20 protein-coding genes are annotated in these 22,483 nt (G+C 61.7%); 13 read left to right on the top strand and 7 right to left on the bottom strand.

Annotation, left to right across the window (positions count from 1 at the left end; translation table 11 throughout):
- Positions 1-93: 93 nt before the first annotated feature.
- From FSY45_RS23990 to FSY45_RS23970, 7 genes are all read right to left on the bottom strand, one after another.
- A complete protein-coding gene (locus FSY45_RS23990; protein ID WP_046462745.1) occupies positions 94-1,029 on the bottom strand; it encodes a recombination-associated protein RdgC in 936 nt (311 codons plus the stop codon).
- 97 nt (positions 1,030-1,126) lie between these two features.
- Positions 1,127-1,534: a BLUF domain-containing protein gene (locus FSY45_RS23985; RefSeq protein WP_046462744.1), complete on the bottom strand. Its 408-nt coding sequence runs from the start codon at positions 1,532-1,534 to the stop codon at positions 1,127-1,129.
- Between the two features lie 66 nt (positions 1,535-1,600).
- Entirely contained in the window at positions 1,601-1,798 is a 198-nt protein-coding gene (locus FSY45_RS23980) for a hypothetical protein (RefSeq protein WP_046462743.1), read from the bottom strand.
- Positions 1,799-1,845: 47 nt separating this feature from the next.
- Positions 1,846-1,983 carry a hypothetical protein gene (locus tag FSY45_RS27940; protein WP_171832490.1) on the bottom strand — a complete coding sequence of 46 codons (138 nt, stop codon included), beginning with the start codon at positions 1,981-1,983 and terminating at the stop codon, positions 1,846-1,848.
- 903 nt (positions 1,984-2,886) lie between these two features.
- Positions 2,887-3,375 carry a DNA-binding transcriptional regulator gene (locus FSY45_RS23975; protein ID WP_034379988.1) on the bottom strand — a complete coding sequence of 163 codons (489 nt, stop codon included), beginning with the start codon at positions 3,373-3,375 and terminating at the stop codon, positions 2,887-2,889.
- 2 nt (positions 3,376-3,377) lie between these two features.
- Positions 3,378-3,614 (bottom strand): DUF4258 domain-containing protein, encoded by a 237-nt coding sequence (locus tag FSY45_RS28535; RefSeq protein ID WP_172415432.1) that lies wholly within the window; start codon positions 3,612-3,614, stop codon positions 3,378-3,380.
- A 687-nt stretch (positions 3,615-4,301) separates the two neighbouring features.
- Positions 4,302-4,970: a LexA family transcriptional regulator gene (locus FSY45_RS23970; protein ID WP_046462742.1), complete on the bottom strand. Its 669-nt coding sequence runs from the start codon at positions 4,968-4,970 to the stop codon at positions 4,302-4,304.
- Between the two features lie 69 nt (positions 4,971-5,039).
- Between FSY45_RS23970 and FSY45_RS23965 the strand changes: the two genes are divergently transcribed.
- The 13 genes from FSY45_RS23965 to FSY45_RS23900 all read left to right on the top strand — a co-directional run bounded on the left by FSY45_RS23965 (position 5,040) and on the right by FSY45_RS23900 (position 22,362).
- Complete coding sequence (locus FSY45_RS23965) at positions 5,040-5,261, top strand: Cro/CI family transcriptional regulator (RefSeq protein WP_046462741.1); 222 nt, start codon at positions 5,040-5,042, stop codon at positions 5,259-5,261.
- A complete protein-coding gene (locus FSY45_RS28390) occupies positions 5,254-5,694 on the top strand; it encodes a hypothetical protein (RefSeq protein ID WP_046462740.1) in 441 nt (146 codons plus the stop codon). Before FSY45_RS23965 ends, FSY45_RS28390 begins: the two co-directional genes overlap by 8 nt.
- Positions 5,695-6,474 carry a phage antirepressor KilAC domain-containing protein gene (locus tag FSY45_RS28085; RefSeq protein WP_046462739.1) on the top strand — a complete coding sequence of 260 codons (780 nt, stop codon included), beginning with the start codon at positions 5,695-5,697 and terminating at the stop codon, positions 6,472-6,474.
- Positions 6,471-7,400, top strand: coding sequence for a helix-turn-helix domain-containing protein (locus tag FSY45_RS23945; RefSeq protein WP_046462738.1), 930 nt, complete (start codon positions 6,471-6,473; stop codon positions 7,398-7,400). The genes FSY45_RS28085 and FSY45_RS23945 overlap by 4 nt, the downstream gene beginning before the upstream one ends.
- Positions 7,393-8,172 carry a hypothetical protein gene (locus tag FSY45_RS23940; RefSeq protein ID WP_046462737.1) on the top strand — a complete coding sequence of 260 codons (780 nt, stop codon included), beginning with the start codon at positions 7,393-7,395 and terminating at the stop codon, positions 8,170-8,172. Before FSY45_RS23945 ends, FSY45_RS23940 begins: the two co-directional genes overlap by 8 nt.
- Positions 8,172-8,732: a DUF1064 domain-containing protein gene (locus tag FSY45_RS23935; protein WP_223305780.1), complete on the top strand. Its 561-nt coding sequence runs from the start codon at positions 8,172-8,174 to the stop codon at positions 8,730-8,732. Before FSY45_RS23940 ends, FSY45_RS23935 begins: the two co-directional genes overlap by 1 nt.
- The gene (locus tag FSY45_RS23930; RefSeq protein WP_046462736.1) at positions 8,729-8,986 is read left to right on the top strand and encodes a hypothetical protein; all 258 of its coding nucleotides are present in this window, start codon (positions 8,729-8,731) and stop codon (positions 8,984-8,986) included. The genes FSY45_RS23935 and FSY45_RS23930 overlap by 4 nt, the downstream gene beginning before the upstream one ends.
- The gene (locus FSY45_RS23925; protein ID WP_046462735.1) at positions 8,977-9,576 is read left to right on the top strand and encodes a hypothetical protein; all 600 of its coding nucleotides are present in this window, start codon (positions 8,977-8,979) and stop codon (positions 9,574-9,576) included. The genes FSY45_RS23930 and FSY45_RS23925 overlap by 10 nt, the downstream gene beginning before the upstream one ends.
- Positions 9,576-9,767 carry a hypothetical protein gene (locus FSY45_RS23920; protein WP_034397360.1) on the top strand — a complete coding sequence of 64 codons (192 nt, stop codon included), beginning with the start codon at positions 9,576-9,578 and terminating at the stop codon, positions 9,765-9,767. The genes FSY45_RS23925 and FSY45_RS23920 overlap by 1 nt, the downstream gene beginning before the upstream one ends.
- Positions 9,767-9,958 (top strand): hypothetical protein, encoded by a 192-nt coding sequence (locus tag FSY45_RS23915; RefSeq protein WP_046462734.1) that lies wholly within the window; start codon positions 9,767-9,769, stop codon positions 9,956-9,958. Before FSY45_RS23920 ends, FSY45_RS23915 begins: the two co-directional genes overlap by 1 nt.
- Positions 9,959-9,972: 14 nt before the next feature.
- Positions 9,973-10,296: a hypothetical protein gene (locus FSY45_RS23910; RefSeq protein WP_057092014.1), complete on the top strand. Its 324-nt coding sequence runs from the start codon at positions 9,973-9,975 to the stop codon at positions 10,294-10,296.
- 319 nt (positions 10,297-10,615) lie between these two features.
- The gene (locus tag FSY45_RS23905; RefSeq protein WP_046461300.1) at positions 10,616-12,166 is read left to right on the top strand and encodes a hypothetical protein; all 1,551 of its coding nucleotides are present in this window, start codon (positions 10,616-10,618) and stop codon (positions 12,164-12,166) included.
- An 11-nt stretch (positions 12,167-12,177) separates the two neighbouring features.
- A complete protein-coding gene (locus FSY45_RS23900) occupies positions 12,178-22,362 on the top strand; it encodes a PLxRFG domain-containing protein (protein ID WP_052951073.1) in 10,185 nt (3,394 codons plus the stop codon).
- Positions 22,363-22,483: the final 121 nt, after the last annotated feature.

The raw sequence follows: 22,483 nt of genomic DNA, 5'->3' as shown, positions 1-22,483 counted from the left end.
ACTCCCTGGACTTCTATTGCTGGCCGACTTGCTTTCGGAAGTGCCGCAGTGGCTGCGTTAGCCGTTGCTTTCACATCTGCGCTGAGGTGATGGTTACCAGCTTGCGCTGGCAGCCAGCGTGGCGGGCAGGTCGCCCAGGCCTGTGCGGCCTTCTCCGCCAAGGGCTTCGATCAGGTCGGGAATCAGGCGCGACAGCTCACCGGTGGCAATGGCCACATCGGTATCGAAGCCGCCATCGTCCTGGCTGTTGCCATCCATGACCGCATCCAGCAGCGTAATGCTCTTGATCTGCAGGCCTTCGGTCAGCACAAAGCTCACACGGTCGTCCCAGGTCATCGCCAGCTTGGTCGGCAGCTTGCCGTGCTCGATGTGTTTGCGGACCTCATCGATGTCCAACGGGTGGCGGGCATAGCGCACGATGGCCTTGGACTCGTCGCATGCTTTCAGCTCCGTCTCGCGGTCGGCGGTGAAGCCGGTGGGCGGCTCCTGTGTCATCAGCCAATGCGCCATGGCGGCCTGTGGGCTGGTCTGGGTGTCCAGCAGGGCCAGAGATAAGCCGGGCAGGCCTTCGACTAGCAGGGTCACCACCTCGTCGGCGCGGCCCTGGGCGCTGGTGTCCAGAACCAAGGTGCGGGCCTGAGGATCGATCCAGACCCACATGCTGCCTTGCTTGGTGAAGGCCATGGGCAGCAGATCCAGCTTGGCCTCGTCCTTGAGGTCGCGCTTTTCCTTCTTGCCCGGCTTGCGGCCTTCGGTTTTTTCGATGTGCTCGGCCTTTTCGTTGACCTTGCGATTGAGCACGCTGGCCGGCAGCACCTTGGCCTCGGTCATGAAGCGCATGACCCACTGACCAGCCACGGATTCGACCAGCAGGCCGTGCTGCTCTCCGCGCGGCGGCACCCAGCCCACGGAGCGCTCCTGGGTCGCGCCGCACTCCTCAAACACTGTCTTTTGCAGGGCATCCTCCAGCGCCTGCAGATCGCTTTGCCAGCTTTCGGCAATGCGGTAAATGATCATGTTCTTGAACATCTGGGCTCCAGAAATAGAAAAAGCCCGCGGGAGCGGGCTATTGAGGGATTCAGATTTTTACTGCTCTCAGACAGTAAATGGCTAGGAGGTTGTTCCGCTATGCGGCGTCCAACTGAGGCAGTATTTTCTGCAGGCTGCTTAACGCTGCTTCGCCTTGATCGGTCAATATACTTGCGAGAGGCTCTGCATCATCATTCGCGAAATATGCCATTGTCCATTTCGGGAAGAGGCGCTGTGTGATGCCTTGGGCTTGATAAAGTGGAGTGAAGTTGATGTGCCTGGTGTCCAAAGCGATTTTGTTCGCAACCGCAATCACGTGTTCCTGCGGGCCTTCGATGTACTGAACGAAGCGTTGGCCGTCAAATATCAGGACGCCCGTGATTTCGTGTGCCTGGTTAAAAACGCGGGAGAATTTGGCGATCTCGGCAACGCAACCAATATCGGCGTCTGGGGCAATTTCGCTGTGATAAAGAAAACTCCCGAACTCTGTCACGGCTTCCTCCATCTCTTATTGGGTTCAGTATAAGTTTAGATTGTTACTTGCTAGTTAGTGTTAAGCCCCATAGGTGACTCACGGCAATTCTTTGAGGCACTGCACCGTCTTGTCGTCCAGCCATTCGGCATGCATGCCAGGGCAAGCGAACTCGTCGCGCAGGCTTTTGATGATGGTTTGGGGTTCATCGGCTTGGGCATCGGGCGCGGACAGCCAGGCTGCGAGAAGCAGGGCGCCAACGATGACCAGCACGGAATCAACAATCGTCTTCAGCATGAGGATCTCCTCTTCAAAAATCTTGTTCAGCTATCCGAGCTGAATGCTCAGAGGGGCCAGGCTTCTGGCGTGAGTGCGATCACCACGGCCGCGCCGACCAGGCAGAAGAGGCCGAAGCCGGTGAGCGCCCATTGCGCCGCAATCAGCAGCTTTGTGGTGTGGGCAGGGGATGGAGTCGAATGCATGGAATCTCCTGAGGGCAAAGAAAAAGCCCGCGAGCGGTTGCTGCGGGCTTGAATAAAGAGCCGGTGACCTTTCGGGTCTGCCTAGGGAATGGTTCAGAGAGGGAGGGAGGAGATAGGCCCCAGGCCCGGCAAAAAGGTAGATGACGCAGCGTTCCACTGCCCGATGAGGGTCAGGCAGAAGAAATGCGCACTTGGGTTAATAAAAGTTGCTGCGCCATCTGGCGTGACCACTGTCGCCACGGCGCAAAGCGCCGAGTTCCTAATTGACGGTAGCTCAGGCCCATTCCTGAACTGCCGTACCTGCTCGAGCAGTCACGCCAGATAGCTGCCGCTTACGCCGGCAAGTCGTGATGGCGGCCGGTTGCTTGTCCGGCTCGTGACTCATATCGGGACCTATATGGTTTTGTGGGCCACAACCCGCCAGTGCGCATCGCAACTGCGCATTCACCATCACAGATAGGGGCCGGTGCTGATCTCCGGCTTGCTCCTGATCGCGCATCAGCCTGCGCATTCCCTATCTGTGATAGCCCCCGCTACTTTCCCGGGGTGTTCATGATGGGCACCTAAGACCGGTGCGATTACCCTCTTGCAGTATTCCAGCCGGGCCTTGCAGGCCTGGTTTGTAATAACCGGGGAGCCGACCCCCGGCACCATCACGGCGGTGGACTGGGCCGCCTAGACTTAGCGCGCAAGGCGCATCGGTGTAGCCCACGGAGTCGAACCGTGTCCAGTCCACCTGCGTGATGGCCCCGCTAAAGCCCTGCGGGGAAGGCGCATGCGGGCCGCATGCTGGCGGGTAGCTCACATTTCAGAATTCAGAATCTCCAGGTACAAAAATGCCACCTCCTGGGTGGCTGGTAAAAGAAAACCCGCACTGGGCGGGTTGTTTTGGTGGGCCAGCATTTAGGCTGGTTCCATTTCTTCGTTTAACTCGTCGCCTTCTTCAAGGCGCGACTCCCAGTGCTCCCCTTTGGATTCCACGACGACTCGGGTGGGCTGAGGGCCATTCATAGCCCTCTCCACAGCGCGCAAAGTCTCAAATGCACTCTTGAGGCGCACATTGCCGTTGGCATGCTCCAAGTAGATCAGACGGATCATCTTGTCAGCCATCTTGGGGATGTGTTTGTCTTTCTCCCATCGAGCTACAGTTTGTGCGTCAACACCAAGCGCAGAGCCCAGGGCTGCTTGGGACAGAAGTAGGCCTGACGTGCGAATGTAGCGAAACTCTGTGCGAGACAGTGCGCGAGGCTTTTGGACAAATGTCTTGCAGAGCGTTTCCGTCAGTCCTTCAATGTCGTGGATCGCGACAGCGTCTCCATGGGGTGTTTTGCGAACCTTGTAACCATTGGCCAACCACACGTTGCGGAGGCCCCCGTCCGTATAGTGGTACATGACTACTCTCCTAAATTAATTACCGTTACTACCGTCAAATCTGGGGCAGGATGATCTATGTAGACCTCAACCCCAACCAAAACTCCAGAAACCAGCCTTTCCATTCGGCACTTTAGGCCTGTGAATTTGATGTCGGGCTCAGGCTTGCGACGCATACAACCCAGCCGCAAAGCCTCGAGGACCATCATTTGTGTCACACCTCTTTGCCTCATTCGCTGCTGAGCATGCTTGGTGAACATGACGTTAAAGCTCTCTTGCGCACACTCTTGAATGAAGCGTTCCAGCTGGTGATTTGACAGGCTTGTCAAAAGATGGTTCCTATCATTTTGATAGGTTGATGGTAACTCAACCTTGATCAAATTTGAGGAAATTATTAGTTTCGCTATTGTTTGTGTGGTCAAACCGCAGCCCTGCAAGCAAGGCTTTGGTTTGAACCCCGGATGCGCTCCGGGTGGCGGCGCTAGCGCGCTGGGCGTTTTTGCTCTCGGCCTCCCTGTATGCCTCACCGCCGTATGGAACCCAGCGGATGGATTTCGCGTGGCCTTTCGATGTTCCTGTTGCCGATCCCATCCGGGGGCAGAGCAGTACTGACTAGAGCGACCGACGACCTTTTGTATCCCGCTGCCGCCCGCGGTGCCTTGTGTTTACCCAGCCGTGCGGCTGCATGAGCTTCGGTGCTGGCTCGATCACTTGGCACCCATCGCTTCGGTTTTCTGCTGCGATGAGTAATTGAATCATGATTCAGTCGCTTGTGTCAATCTTGATTCAATTTAATGTGAATACAGATTCAATCTGAACGATGAGAGAGGCCATAGCTATGCACCCAGCAGACGAAAAAAGCCCGCTTATGCGGGCGAGATGTAGGCTTCGCTTCAAGAGCGTAGGGATTCGCTGGAGCGGTATCTAGTGAGGGTGGCCGAAGCGCATCATGACCGTCTGCGGAATTTGCGCCGATGTTCCAGCATGGTCCCGATGACAACAAGATGGTGCTCATCGCTTCGCATCACGGGGTAGTCGTCATTCAGAGGCACCAGCTCAAAAATCTCTTGACCAGCCTCATCGATGCCACGCACTCGGTACTTTTTGAAGGTTGCCTCTTGTCTCGTATTACGTGCGGCAACAAAGTCGCCGGGACGAGGGGACACTTCGGGATCGATCAAAACCCTGTCACCTGGGCGGAACTCAGGGAGCATTGAGTCGCCTTCGATCTCAAAAAAGAAGGCCCAGTCAGAGGCATCGTCTTCGCCGAACTCAACGGCAAAGCCGTCGCCAGGCTCATATGGGCACACGATCTCTTTCACTAGCCCTGCTTGTATCTTTGAGATGACAGGGTAGGCGCGCATGCCTGGTGGCGTTGGTTTGACGTTTTCATCGAAGTTTGCGGCCATAGAGCCAGATCCGGTTGCAAGCCAGTCTGGGCTCACGCGCAGAAATGCTGCGGCCTTGGTGTTGTTTGCGGCGGAAAAGGCTTTTGACAGGCCGTCAAGGGCTCTTTTCACTGCTTGATAGCTGACCCCCATGCCGGCGGCAAGCTGTGACACCGACACCGACCTTTCATCCATGGCGGCCTTTAGTCGCTCGCTGTATTCAATCATGGTTGAAATATGCTTGAGCGGAAGTGAATTGTGATTGCGTATTGTGGTGAATCATGATTCAATCCAAGGATGAATAAAGCTGAAGCAATTCAACAACTGGGCGGCTCTATTCCAGCTGCCGCTAAAGCAATTGGCGTGAGCTACCAAGCTGTCAATCAGTGGCCTGATGTGCTTCCGGCACGCATCGTTGACCGCGTTCAGGCCGCCTTGTGGCGCATGCAGAAAGAAAAGTGTTCCAGCCACGAGCTGGCGCAGCCATCCACTTCGACCAAGGAGGTGGGCAATGACTGACACCACCAAACGCATTACGCAACTCCCGCACCTGTCCAAGGCTCAGAACACTGCGCTTGCTGCTGTAGTAGATGCGCTCAAGGGTCTGCAGCCCGAAGACGCTCAGGAGGTCTTGGATCACGCCATTGCCCATCTGGCTGGTGACGAGCCTGCCCCCATGTTTGCGCGCGGCATCGCTGGCCCTCTGGGCAAGCTGACCTGTGACGCCAAGACCAAGATAGACGAGCTCACCCATGATCTGTGGTTGCAGCACTGCTCCCAGCGCGGCCAGGACACGGCAGGGGTGCTGCGCGACTGCATCTACGTCCTGGTGCACGGCAAGAGCTACAGGCAAATGGTGGTGGAAAAGATCAACCATGACGACAAGCGTATCGACGCGCTTGCCAAGCTCATAGGTCCGTTTAGGGCCCCCGAATCCATGGGGGGCGTCTAAATGTCCAGCATCGTCATCAACAACACCTCCTTGCAGGTGATCGAATACATGGGCAAGCGTGTTGTCACGCTGGCACAAGTCGATTCTGTCCACGGTCGTCCCGAAGGAACTGCAGGTCGAAACTTTCGCGAGCACAAGCACCGCCTCATTGAGGGCGAGGACTACTTCAAAGTAGGCGCCGACGAATTTCGTCGTCACCTCGATCCAAACCACTCTAAGTTTGCGAGCGAGGATGTGATCCTGCTGGCCGAGCCTGGCTACCTGATGTTGGTGAAGTCTTTCACTGATGACTTGGCCTGGAGCGTGCAGCGCCAGCTGACCAACATCTACTTCCGCACCAGGTCCCAAGCCCGAGAGCTCAGCAAACTTGAGGTGCTGCAACAGGCCCTTGAGTCCGAGCAAGCACGCATCAAGGCCGAAGAAGCGCTGGCGCTGGCCGCACCAAAGGCGGAGTTTGTGGACCGTTACGTGCAGCCAGGCACTGGCAGCATGGGTGTGCGTGAGGTATGCAAAGTCCTTGGCGCCAAGCTGAACGAGTTCACCGATTTCCTGCTGAAGCGCGGCCTGATGTATCGCACCACTCCAAAGAGCCCGCTCACGCCGCGTGCAGAGCACATGCATAACGGCCGCTTTGAGGCTAAGACAGGCACAGCAGAGCACGGCGAAACTTCACACGCCTTCGTTCACTACAAGTTCACCCCCAAGGGGGTGGAGTGGATCGCGGGCCTGTGGGGTCAGCACCAGGTGCGCCTGAAGCAGAGCGGCGGGGTGACAGCATGAGCACGATCATCATGGCGGCCTGCTGGCCCCTGCAGGGCATGAGCCCGAGCCAGAAGGCTGTTCTTATTTCTCTGGCTGATCAAGCGAACGACGATGGCGTGTGCTGGCCTGCGGTCGGGACAATCGCCGCACGTACCTGCCTGTCCGAGCGCGCTGTGCGCGATGCCTTGGCCTGGCTGCAAGCGGCTGGCGCTGTGTTCCGCGAGTACCGCCACAACACAAGCACCAGCTACACCGTCTGCCCCAAGCGCTTTGACCCTGCCAAGGCTCCGGCAGAGAGCAAGCGCACCACCAAGCGCAAAACCGATGTGGCGGCAAATGCCGCCCCCCCTGCGGCTGCCGCCCCGGGTGCAGATGCCGCCCCACCGGCAAATGCCGCAGTACCCCCGGCAAATGCCGCCCCAGCCCCGGCAGATGCCGCAGGTCTGGAGGGGCAAATGCCGCCCCCAAATCATCAGTTGAACCGTCACTTAACCGCCAATGAACCATCCCCGCCTGCTTTGCAGTCGGGTCGTGGTGGTGCAGGGCAACCTGAGAACACCGAGGAAACCGCACTGCAGACTGCTTGCCGGGAGACTTGGGCGGCCTACAGCTTCGCGTTTGAGCAGCGATACGGGGTTAAGCCCGTTCGCAACGCCCCGGTGAATGCCAACGTCAAAGCGCTGGTCAAGCGCTTGGGCCACGAGGAGGCGCCGCTGGTGGCCGCGTGGTACGTGTCGAACGTCAATGAGGCCTTTGTTGTGAAGAACTCCCACGGCATGGGCGTGCTGGTCAACCAGGCCGAGGGCTATCGCACCCAGTGGGCGCGCGGCCTGGCCGTGACGGCGACGGCTGCGCAGGCAGCCGACAAGAGCAGCGCGAACTTCGATGCCATCGAGGAAGCCAAGCGCTTGATGCGACGGAGCAAGGAGGGTGGCAATGCTTAACGAGAACGACACCGATTGGCTGATCGAAGAACTGGGCGCGACCATGGAGCTTTCCGGGCAGCAGATTCGCCCCGCATCGCTGAAGTTGCTGGCTGCTGACCTGGAGCACATCGACAAGTCGCTGCTGCGCATGGCACTCGCCCGTATCCGTGCCGAGCACAAAGGCCAGATCCTCACCGGCACCGTGCTGCAGTACGTGGACCATGCCATGGGCCGGCTGCTGCCGGCGGAAGCCTATGCGCTGGCGCTGTCCAGCTCGGACGACCGCGCCACCATCGTGTGGACGAACGAGATTGCCGATGCCTGGGCCGTGGCTGCGCCGCTGCTGCGTGCTGGCGACAAGTTCGGTGCCCGACAGGCTTTCGTTGAGGCATACGGCCGCATTACTGGCGAAGCCCGCGCGCTGCGCCAGCATCCTGTGGTGCAAGTGAGCCTTGGTCATGACCCCGAGGGGCGCACCCGCGCCTTGCAGGAGGCCATGACTGCAGGGCGCCTGCCGGGCGGTCTGGAAGCCTTGACCGAGGATGTTCGCCACCAACTGCAGCTACCTGCACCACGCGCTGCGCTGGCGCTGCCTGCGCCGGAGATTGCTCCATCAGGAGCAGAACGCACCGCGCTGCAGCAGTTGGCCAAGCTGCGCGACCACTTCGCCCGCAAGGCTGGGCGCTTAACCCATGCCCAGGTTCTGGCCCGGGCAGACCGCATGCGCCTGAACCAAGACAAGCGCAAGACCGCCGCCGCTGTGCTGGCCTACCAGCAGGAGGGCAGGTGATGAATGCCAAACGATTTACCACCGCACTACCTAGCCGCCAGAGACCATCTGGTGCGGCTGGCAATGACGCCGGGGTGGTGGCACTACTCAAGGCACAGGGCTACGGAGTTGGAAGAGGAATCCGTGACACATGGGCACGGCCTGTGGCCGGGAATGCGGGAGGCGGTGCGAGCCGAGCTCAAGCGCCTGGGGTTCAAGCCACGGCCAAGCGATCTGGAGCCGGTGGAGCCAAGTACGGCAACAAGAAGACCGTCACCCCCGATGGGGTGAAGTTCGATAGCCGCGCCGAGGCCCGCCGCTGGGGACATCTGTGCATGCAGTTGCGCGCAGGGGAAATCACCGAGCTGCGCCGCCAGGTGGCCTATGAGCTGGTGCCCGCCGTGAAGTTTGCCGATGCGAGCCGCGTCAAGAAGGCCATTTGCTACGTGGCCGATTTTGTCTATGTGGAAAAGGGCGTGGAGGTGATTGAAGACGTGAAGGGCGTGCTGACCCCCGAATTCAAGCTCAAGCGCCACCTGATGAAGGCTTTGCTGGGCCTGGAAGTGAGGTTGGTCAAATGATCCAGCCTTTGAACCCAGCCTTCTTTGGGAAGGTCGTGCCGGGGGGCGGCGAACGCAAGCCCCCCAGCGCATCGCGCATCACGCGGCTGCTGCATCCCCATCTGGATCGCATGAGTGATGGCCGGTACATGCACCGGGTCACCATGGAAAACCGCTGCGGCAACCCCATGGAGGTGGGATCCCGCCGCATCTATGTGATGGACGAGTACGGCGATACCGTGCTGGTCGACGACTGGGGGCCCTCATGGTATTGATGCGCCGCGCCCCTCTCAAGCCCGGCAAGGGCTTCAAGTCTCGCAGTGGCTGGGCTGGCGCTGGGCTCCGTGATGAGCAGGACGAGGGCCACCACTGCGAACCCGGCCAGGCTGAAAGCCGTGAACAGCGCCTTGCCGAGCGCGCTGCGCGTCAGATCGCAAGCGCCCTTGCAACGGTCAGCATGGTTCCCGGGAGCGTCACCATGGCCCCTGGGGCTGGGACGACTGGCATAGCTGTTTTGAAAGAGCACGTCATTGAAAGCGAGCCCTACCGCCGTCTGGTGGCAGAACTGCCTTGCTTTTGGTGCGGCATCAGCGGCTATAGCCAGCATGCCCATCTCAACTACGGCAAAGGCCTGGGCCTGAAGACGGACGACCGCACGGGATTCCCCCTCTGCTGCAGCCGTCCTGGCATTGAGGGCTGCCATGTGGCCTATGACAACTACCGGCTGCTGGAGTCCGGAGGGCGCGAGGCCCACCGCGAGTACGGCATCGAAGCCGGCCGCTTCACCCGCGAGCAAATCCTGAAGGCTGGGCTATGGCCCAAGAAGCTGCCCCTGTGGCAGGGATCCCCAAGAAATACAAACTGATGGCCAGCTCTCCCCATATTTATAAGCGCTTCATTCTCCCGTCCGGAAAGGTTGTGGAGGTCCGCCGGATCGAGCAGGGCACCAACCCCGAGGCCGTTGTCCGCGAAGTGAACGAGAACGATCAACTGGCGCCGCGTGAGGACACGCTAACGCTGCGCTTTCTCCTGACCCATTGCAAAAAGGCTCTTTGATGAACCAGACCCATTCCGACACCCGATGGCCTGACGGCACCCCACGCAGCAGGGGCAATGCATTTGATGTGCTGTATCGCTCGCGCGATGCTCCGGAGAGTCCGGAGCCAGACACCCGCCGCAAGGCCGGAGCCAAGCACGGCAGGGCGCTGCCGTTCAGCTTGCCTGGCACCCGTGCCCGTACACGTTGAGAGGATGCCTCCGTATGGATGAAGAACTGAATAAGCAGGTGGCCGAACATGTCTATGGCATGACACATGAGGCGATTGCGGCATTGCCGTGGGGTGTTCCTGATTTTTCCGGGGATAGGACATGGGCTGCAGGGGTTGCGAATCGGATGCTGCGACAGCCGCTACCTGTGCTCTCACGCTTTGATGCTGCATTGAGCGAGGCCGCAAAAGCCTGGGGCTGGGGATCAACGCCTGAGCACCAGGGGATCTCCGTGCTGCTAATCGTTTTAACGGCCGATGAGATCTGCAAGGCAGCGCTAAAGGCTATTCGCGGATGTGACGTCGAAGTATCGACTTGAGCTGCTGGTAAGGGTCGCCGGGGATACCATCGAGAAGACTTGACCCCTTCTGCTGCAGCTCATTATTGAAGTCGAACACGTCGTTCATCGTCCGTTCACTTTGTGGCCGCTGCAGCCAACGGCGGATGATTTCAGCGTCTCGTTCGTTTTTCTTCATCGTTGTGGTTGCGTTAAAGCAAGGTTCTGGGCAGGACGCATTGTTTTCCGCGAAATGTAGCAGAGGGCCGCCTTCATACCCCCTTGAAATCGCCTCGGCACTGTCGTTTCATAGCGCGCGCCGAGGCCGTTTGTGTGCGCCTGCGGTATGGCAGGGGAACACATGGCAAGCCCAATCATTGCATTCCTGGCGGGGGCCGGTACCGGCTATTTGAAGCAGCGCGAGGTTGAGGACCAGCGTAAGCGGGACGATGAAGACCAGCAGTTCAAGAGGGACCAGCGCGAGGTCTGGCGCAAGCAGCAATCCGAGGCGGATTCGCTAAATCAGTCTCTCAAGCAGGCCCAGGCTCCTGCCGAAGTCGTGGAAGGCCCATTGGGCGATCAGAGCGCAGGCCCTCCGGTACCGATGGCATTGAGCCAGGGCAGCACTGGCGCGCCAGCAGCGCCAACCTTCCGCATGGTTGCGCCAGGGGTCAACAAATCTTTCTCCACAGCAGCGGAAGCCCAGCAAGCCGTGGCCGATTACGCCAAGCCCGAGGCGATGAATCAGCGTGTGGTGGCGGCGTATCGTGGCGCAGGCCTGGTAGATAAGGCACTTGAAGTAGAGCGCAACGTCAAGCAAGGTCAGTTTGCAGACCTGCAGTTCAATGAGGCACAGAAGGCTGCAGTTGCCAAAGATGCCGACAGCAGGCTGCGGGCCGCGCTGGGTGGTGGAGCTCAAGGCCTGAGCTCTTTCGCCAGTGAATCCGGCTTGTTTGGTGGTGCGAAGGTGGGATTCGATACCGGCAAGGACGGGAAGGTGCAGTTCTACACGCTGGGCGCAGATGGCGCGAAGGCGCTGCTGGGCCAGCCGGTAGATAACACTCAGGAGGCACTGACAGCTCTGGTATCTCCCCACTGGAAGAGTCTCGACACATCGCATTACCTGGACATGCTGCACCGCAATGCCCAGGCGCAGCGCGCGCAGGCGAACGACGACCGCAATTACGCCCTGAATGAGCGCAGGCTGAATGCGGACATCAGCCACCGGAGTCAGCAACTGGCCATTGCCGCTGGAAGAGCTTCGGGCAAAGCAGGGGGCGCCGAGGCAGCGCCATTCGACTTTTTGTCTGACTTTGACCCTAAGCAAGCACGCAAGCAGGCCATGGACATCGAAGCGGCCAAGGCGGAAGCAGAGGGGCGTGCTTTTTCGGGGGCCAATGCTCAGAAGATCTATGCAGGCCTGCGCGATGCAGCAGCCGGTGACAACGTTTCCCGCGAGCGGGCGAGGGTGTTTGGCGATGCAGCCCGAAAGGCCAAGAGCCCGGAGGATCTGCAGGCAGTGAGGGAGCGTGCCCTGCAGAGCGGCTTCACCGAGGAGGAAATGGGGCGCATCGACCAGCGTTTTGCGCCCGCTCCTGCACCCAAGCAGGCCGCTGCTGCCAATACAAATCAGGCCCCAAAGAAGGCATCTGCACCTGTCATTGCAGAGCAAATTGGCTCCGGACTGCCTCCCGCTGCAGAAGCCGCCGGAGTCCGCTTGGACAAAGCACGCGCAGATCTGGCTCAGTTGCGCGCAAGTCGGCCACCTGGGCTCAAGGATGGCAATGCAGCTCGTGATGCATTCGCCCGCCAGATCAAAGCTGCCGAGGACGAACTGGATGCTGCAGACGCGGCCTACCAGGGCGCCGCCTCCCCATTTGTCGCTGCCGCGTATGGCACCCGCCGCAAGTAAGGAATCACAATATGGCCAAGAAAAAGACCCCCCAACCTCGCGCGCTCAGCTCCTTCGACGATCTGGACGCCGCCGGCATCGGTGCAGGCTATGTGAGTCCGTTCACGCCTGGTGCTGCGCCCGCGGCCGATGAACCGCCCAAGAGTCGCGGCCTGATGTCCGTGGCCAATGACACCGTAATCGAGGCAGCCAATGCGGCCGCCGGTGGCCTGTCGTCTGCTGCCAACTTCATCAAGCCCGGCAACGCGGTATCGGGCTGGATTGACAAGAACATCATCCAGGCCGGCGAAGAGGCCCAGAGCGATGTGGTCAAGGCCTCGAAGAAGAAATTCCGTGAGGGGGTGGCAAACGCCGATGGGGTGATGGGCGAGCTGGGGGCTGTGGGCGGCTACATCGTCGAGAACCCGCTGCTGGCTGCCGCGCAAGCTGCAGGTTCCTTTGTGGGACCTGGTGCTGCGGTCAAGGGGGCAGGCATGGCTGCCCGTGCTGCTGGCGTGGGCGCCAAGGGCATCGAGCGTGCTGGCCGGGCCGGTGGTGTTGCTGCTGGCGCTGCCATGGCTGGTGGTGATGCTGCCGGTACCGCCTATGACCTGGCTATCAAGGCGGGGGCAACGGAGGAAGAGGCAACGGCTGCAGCACGCCAAGCCAGCGTAATTCCGGCCTTGGTGGGCGGTGCAGGTGGCGCTTTCGGTGCGGAAAAGCTGCTGGCGGGTGCCAAGGGATTCGGCGGTGGCGCTGCTGCGCGTGCTGCCAAGACCGGCCTGAGCGAAGCCGCCCAGGAGGCCGTGGAAGAAGGTGTTACCCAATACGAGGGCCAGCGCGCGGCTATTCCCTTTGATCCGAGCATCGACCCGTCCAAGGGGGTGGCCGCTGCCGCGGGCATGGGCGCTGCGCTGGGCGGCATGACGGGCGCGGGCACTTCGCTGCTGACCGGCGGCCATGGGCCCGTCACGGGTACCGCCCTGGATGCAGCCATCAACCAGCCGCAGCTGACTGTGGAGCAGGCACAAGCCGCTATCGACTCTGTATCAAATGGCACGGCTTCGCCTGATCAGTTGGCGCTGCTGGCGCAGTTGCAGGCCGACCGCACGGGGCAGAGCAACGTCAGCCCCATCCTGGACATGGATGCACTGCAGCGCAAGGGCGTGACGCCTATTGGTCTGCTGGACGAGGTGGCCTTGAGCCGCGAGGGCTTAGGCGCCCCTGTGCAGGTCGTACCAGAGCGCGGCGCGCTGTCCCGCGCGGCCAACCTAGCCGCAGTGACCCAGCAGGCAGCTCCCTTGACAACAGCCGCTGAGACGCAGGAACAGCAACAGTCAGCCCAGCCCACTGAAGGCGCAGACATGGAGACGGGGGAGATTTCCCCAGAGGCCCGCGTCGGCCAGATCCAGGAGCATCTGGATTTCTTGGCCCAGATGGGGCGCAGCCAGGGCTGGACCAACGAGGCACTGGCCCAGCGTACAGCCTTGCAGCAGGAGCTGGATCTGCTCTCGCCGGCTCAGCGTATGGCTGACCTGCAGGACCAAGCAGCAGAAGCAGACGCCCGCGCTGCCGATTGGGCTGGACGTGAGTACCGACCCAACCCCACGGAGCTGCCAGAACATGCGGCCAATGGCGGCCCGGCAGACATTCAGGAGGCGAACGAGCAGCGCCGGCTGAAAAACATCCAGCAGGCGCAGCAGGAGGCGGCAGCAGCCCGGGCGCAGGTCGACCAGGTTGAAGGCGAAGGTAATGCACAGGCACAGCTGGCCGCGCAGCAAGACCGCGCCGCGCGCGTGGCCCAGACCGCCCCCGACATCCTGAACAAACAGGGCAAGCCGTTCACAGTGAAGCTGCCCGCCGTGAAGGCGGCCCAGGCGGCTGGCGCTGGATGGGAGCCTGTGAAGGTGGAGGGCGGCTATGTCGTGCGCCAGGTGCAGCTCGCGGACAGCCCCGCGCCCACTGCGCGCAAGGTGGCGACCCCGGCCCCGCAGGAGGCAATGGCCAAGGCCGAGGAAATCGCCCGTGAGGGCAACGCCCAGCGCCAGCAAGTGGCCCAGGCCGACCATGACGCAGGCGCTCGATGGGATGCCATGCAGCCCGATGCGCAGCGCGCCGTGCTCGCGGCCGTGCCCAAGATGGCGAATGTCATTCGTCAGAACCTGGAGGGCAAGGCCTGGGAAAAGATGAGCGCCGGCAACCGAGAAAAGGTGCTGAGTGCTATGAATTCAGTAGCTTCGACAGAACAGCAGCAAAAGAACTCCGAAGAAAAGCCAATTGAGGGCAAGGACCTGGGCAACGGCTGGGCCGCATTCGCCCCCGAATCTGGTACCAAGGCTGTGCCCCGCGCCCAGATGCCCCAGATCAAGGCCGAGCACCGTGGTGCCATGGTCAATTTCATGAACGCCCGTGGCATTGCCCACCAGGAGGAAACCGTGCCTGCCGCGAGCTTGAAGCCCACGCAGGCCGAGTTTTCGCGCGAGAAGGTGAAAAAGGCTCTGGGCTACGAGGGCGGCGACCGCTCCATTCTGGTTTCCCAAGACGGCCATGTGCTGGACGGCCACCACCAATGGATGGCAGCGCGCGAGCAGGGTAAGGACGTGAAGACGATCCGCCTGGATGCTCCCATCGAGCAATTGCTGGAGGCTGCCCACGAATTTCCCAGCAGCAGCACCAGTGGCGGCGCTGTCGATTCAAAGACTGCAGATAGTGGGACCGGCGGGACATTCACTCCGTCGGTGGGAGCAGCAGTGGAAATCACCAGCGGACTCTATCAAGGCAACAGCGGCACCGTAGAGAGCATCTCGGACTCGGGCCGTGTGGTTGTTCGTGGGGATAACGCGCTGGCCACAGGCTACTCAACAACGGCTGATGAGCTGGCACCGGCTGCAAAGTCAACGCCGGCGCGCAAGCCCCGCGCGGCCCAGGCTGGTGACGCGGAGAAGGCGCGTGCCGACTATTTCACCCCTGGCAACATCGTCAAGAGTTACAGCGGGCATGACCGGGTGATTGCCTACACTCCTCCGGACTCGGAAGGCCGCTGGAGTGTCAAAGTCCAAGCTGTGCGCAAGGATGGTGATTCTTGGGTGGCTGACGAGGGGGAACAGGAGCGCGTGCACGGCACAGATCCGCAGCCGCGCGAGATGAAGGCGGGCCCGGTGGCCCGTGCAGAGCCAGCGCCCGCCCAGACTCCGGGCAGCGCCAGCCCGGCAGCAACTGCATCAAAGCAGCCCACACTGGAGGCTCACATTGCGCTCATGCGCCGAGTGCGCGAGGGAAAGGCCACGGCCGCAGAGTTGCGCGAGGGCTTCAAGCGCACAGAGGGCGCCCGCGAGGCCTTGACCGCCGAGCTGGGCACCATGAAGAAGGCAGAGCTGCTGCGCACGGGCGGCATGTCCTTTGCCTACCGCCACAAGGACGACCGCAAGGAGGAGATTGTGGAGGCCCTGGCAAGCCGCGTCCTCGATGAGTTTTCGTTGGGCCGCAACTATGGCCCATCCAGTTACATGGCAACCATGGAAGGCATTGCCAAGCACAAGAAGATCAAGGCACAGGCACTGCGCGACCTGGTGGACAGCCTCACCGACGAGGACATCAGCTCTCATGCCAAAGCCATTGAGAAATCCCGTGCCGACGATAAAGCTCGCAGTGAAGCACAGGCCAAGGTGCTGGCCGACCCCCAGACGCTGGAGGATTTCCATGCGGTCATGCGCCACCACGTTGCCAAAGGCGATAGCCGCCAGGACGCTTTCCTCAAACTGACCGCTGAGCAGCGTGCACGTTACGACGCCCTGGAGGCCGAAAGCACGCGCAGTGCCAGGGAGGCAACAAAGGCCAAACGGCGCACCGAAGTGGCCAGCGCAGGGCAGACCACGGCTGGTGACGTGATCGAGACAAAGCACACCAAGCACGGGCATGACCTGTTTGTGGTGCAGCTGGCCGAGCGCGTGGACCGCGAGGACTATGACACCCTGAACGCATCTGCCCGGCGCATGGGCGGCAGCTACAGCAGCTACCGAGGCAACGGGGCAGTACCAGGGTTCCAATTCCGCACCAAGGATGCCGCCGAAGCCTTCAAGAAGCTGGTTGCCGGGGATACTGGGGATGCTCAGTCTGTGGCCGCCGCGCGCCGTGATGCATTCGAGGACGACCGCAGCCAATCCGCAGCCCAGCGCCTGCGCACAATGGCTGCAGCACTGCACGAGCGTGCAGACGAGTCTCTGTCTCGTGATCGCAAGGCCAATACCCACCGCCGTGCTGCGATGGCGGCCAGCGCCGAGGCTGCAGCCCGGGCCGACAAGGCCATGGCCGGCACCATGGAGAACCTGGCCCAGTCCATTGAGGACGGCAAGGCCAAGTTTTTGGATGCTGTGCGCCAAAAGGTGCAGGTCGAGTTTCTGACCGGCGAGCTGCGCACCGCCAAGGAGGCCCAACTGCGCAGCAAGTACAAGACCTACGCCGAGCAGGAGCGCCACCGTGGGGAGCCCATGGATGCCGAAACTGTGGACTTTGCCGACTTCCCCAGCTACACAGCCATGCGCTCCGACCTGGCCGCGCTGGGGCGGCAACTGCAGGACCGGGACGGCACCAAGAAGTTGGGCGCCCGTCTGATGGCTGTTGCCAATGATGTGAGCGAGGCTTATACCGACTGGGCCAAGGCGAATTTGTTGCAGGTTTCACGCTTCGGCCATGCCGGGGAAATGGCCGACTTTGCCAGCAATGATGCTGCCGAGAGAGCCATTCGCCGCTCTGGGATTGCAGACCGGGCCATCGTGCTGCCAATCAAGCGCGGGCAGAACCGGGTGGTGCTGGCGCCGGCCGAAGCCATGAAGCAGGGCCTCTGGTCCGGGGATGACGACAAGCGCATCACGCTGACGAGCGATTTTGGGCGGGAGCTGGTGGAGGCCGTGGGCCGCCGGGCAAAGTCGGAGATTCGCTTGCCCTGGCAACTCGAGTCGGCTTTCAAGAAGCGCCAGCGTCTGGAGAGCATGGGCATTTCCACGGGAAGCGAGTACCGCTCTGCGCTGCGCGAGTTCGCCGGCGTGCAAGAGGCCATTGCCACTCCCGACAAGATCAAGCAGATGGAGCGTGCTTTGATTGGCCGCCGAGCTGATGGTCTGGACTTCTTCCCCACCAGTGAGGCCGTGGTGGACAGCATGTTGGCCGCGGCAGAAATTGAGCCAGGCATGGCAGTGCTGGAGCCATCTGCCGGCATGGGCCATATTGCCGACGCCATCCGGGAGCGCGCTGGAGTTGAGCCCGATGTGGTTGAGATGTCGGGCGAGCGCCGCGAGTTGCTTGAAGCCAAGGGATACAGCTTGGTGGGTAGCGACTTCACCGAGATGCGGCCGCGCGACGGCTTCACCTACGGTGATGTGTTCCGCGACACAGAGGGCCGTCTGGGGGTTATGCGTGGATCCCGTGGCATGGGCAGCGACCGCGTGGGCTTCCATCCCTTGGATGCAGACGGTAAGCCTGATGCTCAAAAAGCCACTTGGGTGGACCGTGGCGAATTGACTGGGGTGGAGCAGCGCGACAGTGATAGCGGATATGACCGCATCATCATGAACCCGCCGTTCTCGAAGGACCGAGACATTCAGCATGTGCGCCATGCCTATGAGTTGCTGCGCCCCGGTGGCCGCCTGGTGGCGATCATGGGTGAGGGGGCTTTCTTCCACGGAAACAAGGCCGCCGAGAGTTTCCGTACATGGCTGGACGATCTGGGCGCGACCAGCGAGCGCCTGCCTGATGGCTCTTTCATGGACCCGAGCCTGCCCGTGAACACCAGTGTGGCAGCTCGCATGGTGGTCATCGACAAACCCACCACCCCAGCGGCTGGAGACAGTGATACCCGTTTCCGCCGCCAGGAGGCTGATGCTGATTTCGATGTGGACGGCTTCCTGCAGGCCATGAACGACGGTCAGCCCGTGGCCCAGGCCCGGGCGGAAGCGGTGAGCGCTGTACAGAAGACCGTGGATGCCATTCGCACGGGATGGGCCAATGGCCCCGAGGTCACGGTGGTGTACGACATGGCGGACCCCGCAATCCCAGCAGCTGCGCGCCGTGCTGACCAGGCACAGCGCAGTGGTGGGGCTGATGGTGACCCCGAGGGCTTCTTCTACGGAGGAAAGGCCTATCTGCTGGCCAGCCAGCTGCACACTGACAAGGATGTGGCCCGGGTGCTGATGCACGAGGCGCTGGGCCACCATGGCCTGCGCGGCGTGTTCGGTACCGGCCTGGATAGCGTGCTCGAGCAGATCGTGGCTGTGCGCCGTGGTGACGTGCGCCGCAAGGCGGCCGAGTATGGTCTGGACTACGACAAGCCGGCGCACCGCCTTCAGGCGGCCGAGGAGGTGCTGGCCGAATGGGCGCAGACCCGCCCGGAAATGGGTTTTGTGCGCCGAGCAGTGGCTGCGATCCGCTCCTGGCTGCGCCAGCATGTGCCCGGCTTCAAGGGAATGCGGGTGACAGATGACGAGCTCATTCGAGCCTATATCCTGCCCGCACGGGGCTGGGTGGAGCGTGGTGCTGGCGCTGGAATGGCGCGCGACATTGCATTCAGCCGCACCAGCGCGACCAGCATGCCGGATGCCATCATCGGCAGCACTCTGGGCTCTGCCTCATCGCACCCCGACTATGCTGCCGCCAAGGCCGGGGACATCGAGGCCGCCTTTCGCCTGGCTCAAGACATTGTGACTCCCGAGCTGGTGGCTAAGGTGCGGGCTGCGATTGGGGACTCCAAGCCCGTGGTGGTGCCAGTGGCGGCCGAGGAGGCTACTGGGCGCAACAGAATCCCTGTGGCAGCGGCCGGCGTGCTGGCCCAGCGACTTGGGCTCTCCACTTCTGGCGCCATCGTGCAGGCCAATCGGGCTCACCGTACTGGCATGGATGGGCTGGATCGCATCTTTGCACCCGTGGACTTCGCCGGCGCGGTGGAAGCCAAGCCCTATCTGCTGGTGGACGACACCCTGACCCAGGGCGGCACGTTCGCGGCGCTGGCCAGCCATATTCGGGAAGGTGGCGGGACCGTGGCCGGGGTCATTGCATTGACCGGCAAGCAGTACAGTGCAAAAATTCAGCCCACAACAGAATCTCTGGCTTCTCTCCGACAAAAACATGGTGACCTCGAAAACGAATTCCGCGCCGCCACCGGCTACGGCTTCGACTCGCTCACCGAGTCGGAAGCCCGCTACCTCGCGCGCTACGAACCGGCTGACCGACTCCGAGATCGAATCTCTGCAGAAGGACACCGAGGCCGCTCTGGCGAAGATCAAGGAAATGCTGACCCAGGCTCACTAGAGGACGGGCCACTCTTCAGCCGCTCGCGCCTGGCCGACATCAAGGGCAGCGCGCTTTCCCAGCTCGACAACATCCTGAGCCACCCCGGCAAAGTCTCCATGTGGGACAAGACCGTGGGCACCATGCGCCACCTGGCCGAGCGCAATCCGTTTTTCAAGCCCGTCTACGAATCCGCGCAGCAGAACATCGACGATGTGAGCATGCTCGCCAACGACGCAGCCGACCAGGCGCCGCGCATCCTTCCTCGAGTCGACAGCATGGGCGACATCCTGGGCAAGAACCGCAAGCGCCCCGTATCTGCTGCCGACAACAAGGCCGTGGCCCGCCCTCTGTTTGAGGGGACCTTGTTGTGGGGCCGCGACCTCAACGGCCAGGCCGTACTGGTGGAGGATCTGGCCAAGAAGTACGCCAACCTGAGCGCGCACAACAAGGCGGCCATGCTGCTCAAGGCCAACCGGATCGACGCCGGCGTGCTCGCCATGTGGCAAGGCCTGCCCGCGCAGCAGTACGAAAACATGATCAACTCCCGTTTTGAGAGCAAGATTCTTAAGGCTGGCGTGGTTTGGAGCGATGGCGAGCTGCAATCGCAATTCGGCGCGACCGCTGATCAAATCAGCCTGTACCGCGAGGCGCGCGCGGCCATTGATCGCTCCATCGACATGACGGCCCGCGCCGACATGATGCGAACCCTGGGCGATGGATATGCCGCCATGCGTGGTGCCATGCTCGAGCAGCCATCCCTGGACAGTGCGGGCCAGCTGCTGCTGGACATGCTGGAGCAGGACGCCAAGGCTGTGCCCGACAACCGCGACCGCCTGGCATTGCAGATGCAGCAGATCCGCAAGCGCCTGGAGGATGCCAAGGCTCTGCAGGAATCCGGCTATGCCCCCCTGTCGCGCTTCGGGCGCTACACGGTGGACGTGGTGGACGCCGCCGGCGAGCGCCAGTATTTCGGCATGTACGAGACGATGAGGGAGGCGAACACTGCCGCGCGCAACTTCCGCTTGACCTTCCCCGACGCCACGGTGGAGCAGGGAACCATGAGCCAGCAGGCTTACAAGCTGTTCGCTGGGGTGACTCCGGAGAGCCTGGAGCTGTTCGGCAACATGCTGGGCCTGGACTCCGAAGGCAACGCGGCCCAGGACAAGGCATTCCAGGAGTATCTGAAGCTCACCAAGAACAACCACAGCGCGCTCAAGCGGATGATCCACCGCAAGGGCACGGCCGGCTTTTCTGAGGATGTGGGCCGGGTGGTGGCGAACTTCGTCTATTCCAATGCGCGCCAGGCCGCTGCTGGCTTGAACGTGGGAGCTTTGGACAAGGCAATCAATGCCATTCCCAAGGACCAGGGCGAGCTCAAGGATCTGGCGATGGGCCTGCGCAGCTACATTCAGGATCCACAGGAAGAGGGGCAGGCCGTTCGCGGCATGCTGTTTGCGCAGTACCTGGGCGGCTCGCTGGCCTCTGCATTCGTGAACATGACCCAGCCTTTCCAGGTGACGCTGCCATGGCTGAGTCAGTACGGTGGCATGAAGAAGGCCGGTGCGCAGCTGGCCCGCGCGCTCAAGGACATGGGTACCAAGGGCTTCCAGTACGAGGCCGACCTGGCCAAGGCCTTGCAGTCTGCCGAAGACGATGGTGTGGTCAGCCCCCAGGAAATCCATCAGCTGATGTCGCAGGCCCGCGGCTCCGGAGCGCTGCGAGCTGGTGATGGGACGGCTGCAGGGAATGCTCGAGCAACAGTTGCCAATGCATGGGAGCGCACCAAGGTGGCCTGGGGTCAGCCCTTTGCCCTGGCTGAGCAGTTCAACCGCCGCAGCACCTTCATTGCCTCTTACCGTCTGGCGAAAGAGCAGGGCATTCAGAACCCTTCTGCATTCGCGCGCAAGGCGGTTCTGGATACGCAGTTTGTCTATTCCAAGGCAGTGAAACCGCAATGGGCACGGGGAACCATCGGGGGCACGCTGTTCACCTTCAAGACCTATAGCGTGTCCTATCTGGAGCTGATGCAGCGCATGTGGACACAGGGCGGCAAGGAGGGCAAGCGCGCGGTAGGCTGGTCAATCGCCATGCTGATGCTGATGGGCGGTGCGGGCGGCCTGCCGTTCGCTGAAGACATCGAAGATCTGATTGATGCCGGCGGGCAACTGATGGGCTACAGCATGAGCGTCAAGCAGTGGCGCAAGCAGCTGATGCAGGACGTGCTGGGCAAGGAGCTGGCCGACTTCATCGAGCAGGGTGTGTCGGGTCTGCCTGGCGCGCCGGTGGACATTTCCGGACGGCTGGGCATGGGCAACCTCATCCCCGGTACCGGCCTGTTCCTCGAGAAGCGCGACCACAGCCGGGACATGCTGGAGATCATCGGACCGGCGGGTGACTTGATCCAGCGTGCCGCCACAGGCGCCCGCAAGGCGCTCACCGGGGATATTGCTGGCGCTGCTCTCGAGGTATCGCCCACTGCCGTGCGCAATCTGGCTAAGGGCGTGGATATGGCCGACAGCGGGATCTACAAGGACAGCAAGGGCCGAAAGGTGATCGATGTGACGCTGGGCGAGGCAGTGGCAAAGGCTGTCGGCTTCCAGCCCAAGTCCGTTGCGGAGACGCAGGAGGCCACGGCCACCGAGCAGAACCTGATCGGGCAGAACCGCGCCATGAAGGAGCGCCTGACTGCAGACATGGCCCAGGCCGTCTATGACAAGGACGTGGAGCGCCAGGCCGAGATTCGTGAGCGCCAGCAGGCCTGGAACCGTCGAAACCCGGAAAGCCCGGTGTTTATTGACAGGCGCTCGGTGCGTCAGCGGGTGATCAAGATGCGCCAGACCAAGGCCGAGCGTGTTGCGGCAGCCGCTCCGAAGTCCATTCGCGCGAACGTGCGGCAGTCTTTGGCGGAAGCGCAAGGGGGCACCACAGCCCCTTGATGCGAGGTGTGGGCGTGAAGATAATGCGCCCACACACTCACTGCCCGGGGCGTGCGGTTCCTACCAAGGAGCCTCGATGCCCATCACACACACAACGGCGCCGGCCGCATACGGACATGCC

This window comes from Comamonas sp. Z1 (assembly GCF_008121555.1).
In the GTDB taxonomy this organism is placed as follows: domain Bacteria; phylum Pseudomonadota; class Gammaproteobacteria; order Burkholderiales; family Burkholderiaceae_C; genus Comamonas; species Comamonas thiooxydans.
The sequence above is the reverse complement of the archived record's forward strand: the minus strand, read 5'-3'. Positions and strand labels throughout refer to the sequence as shown.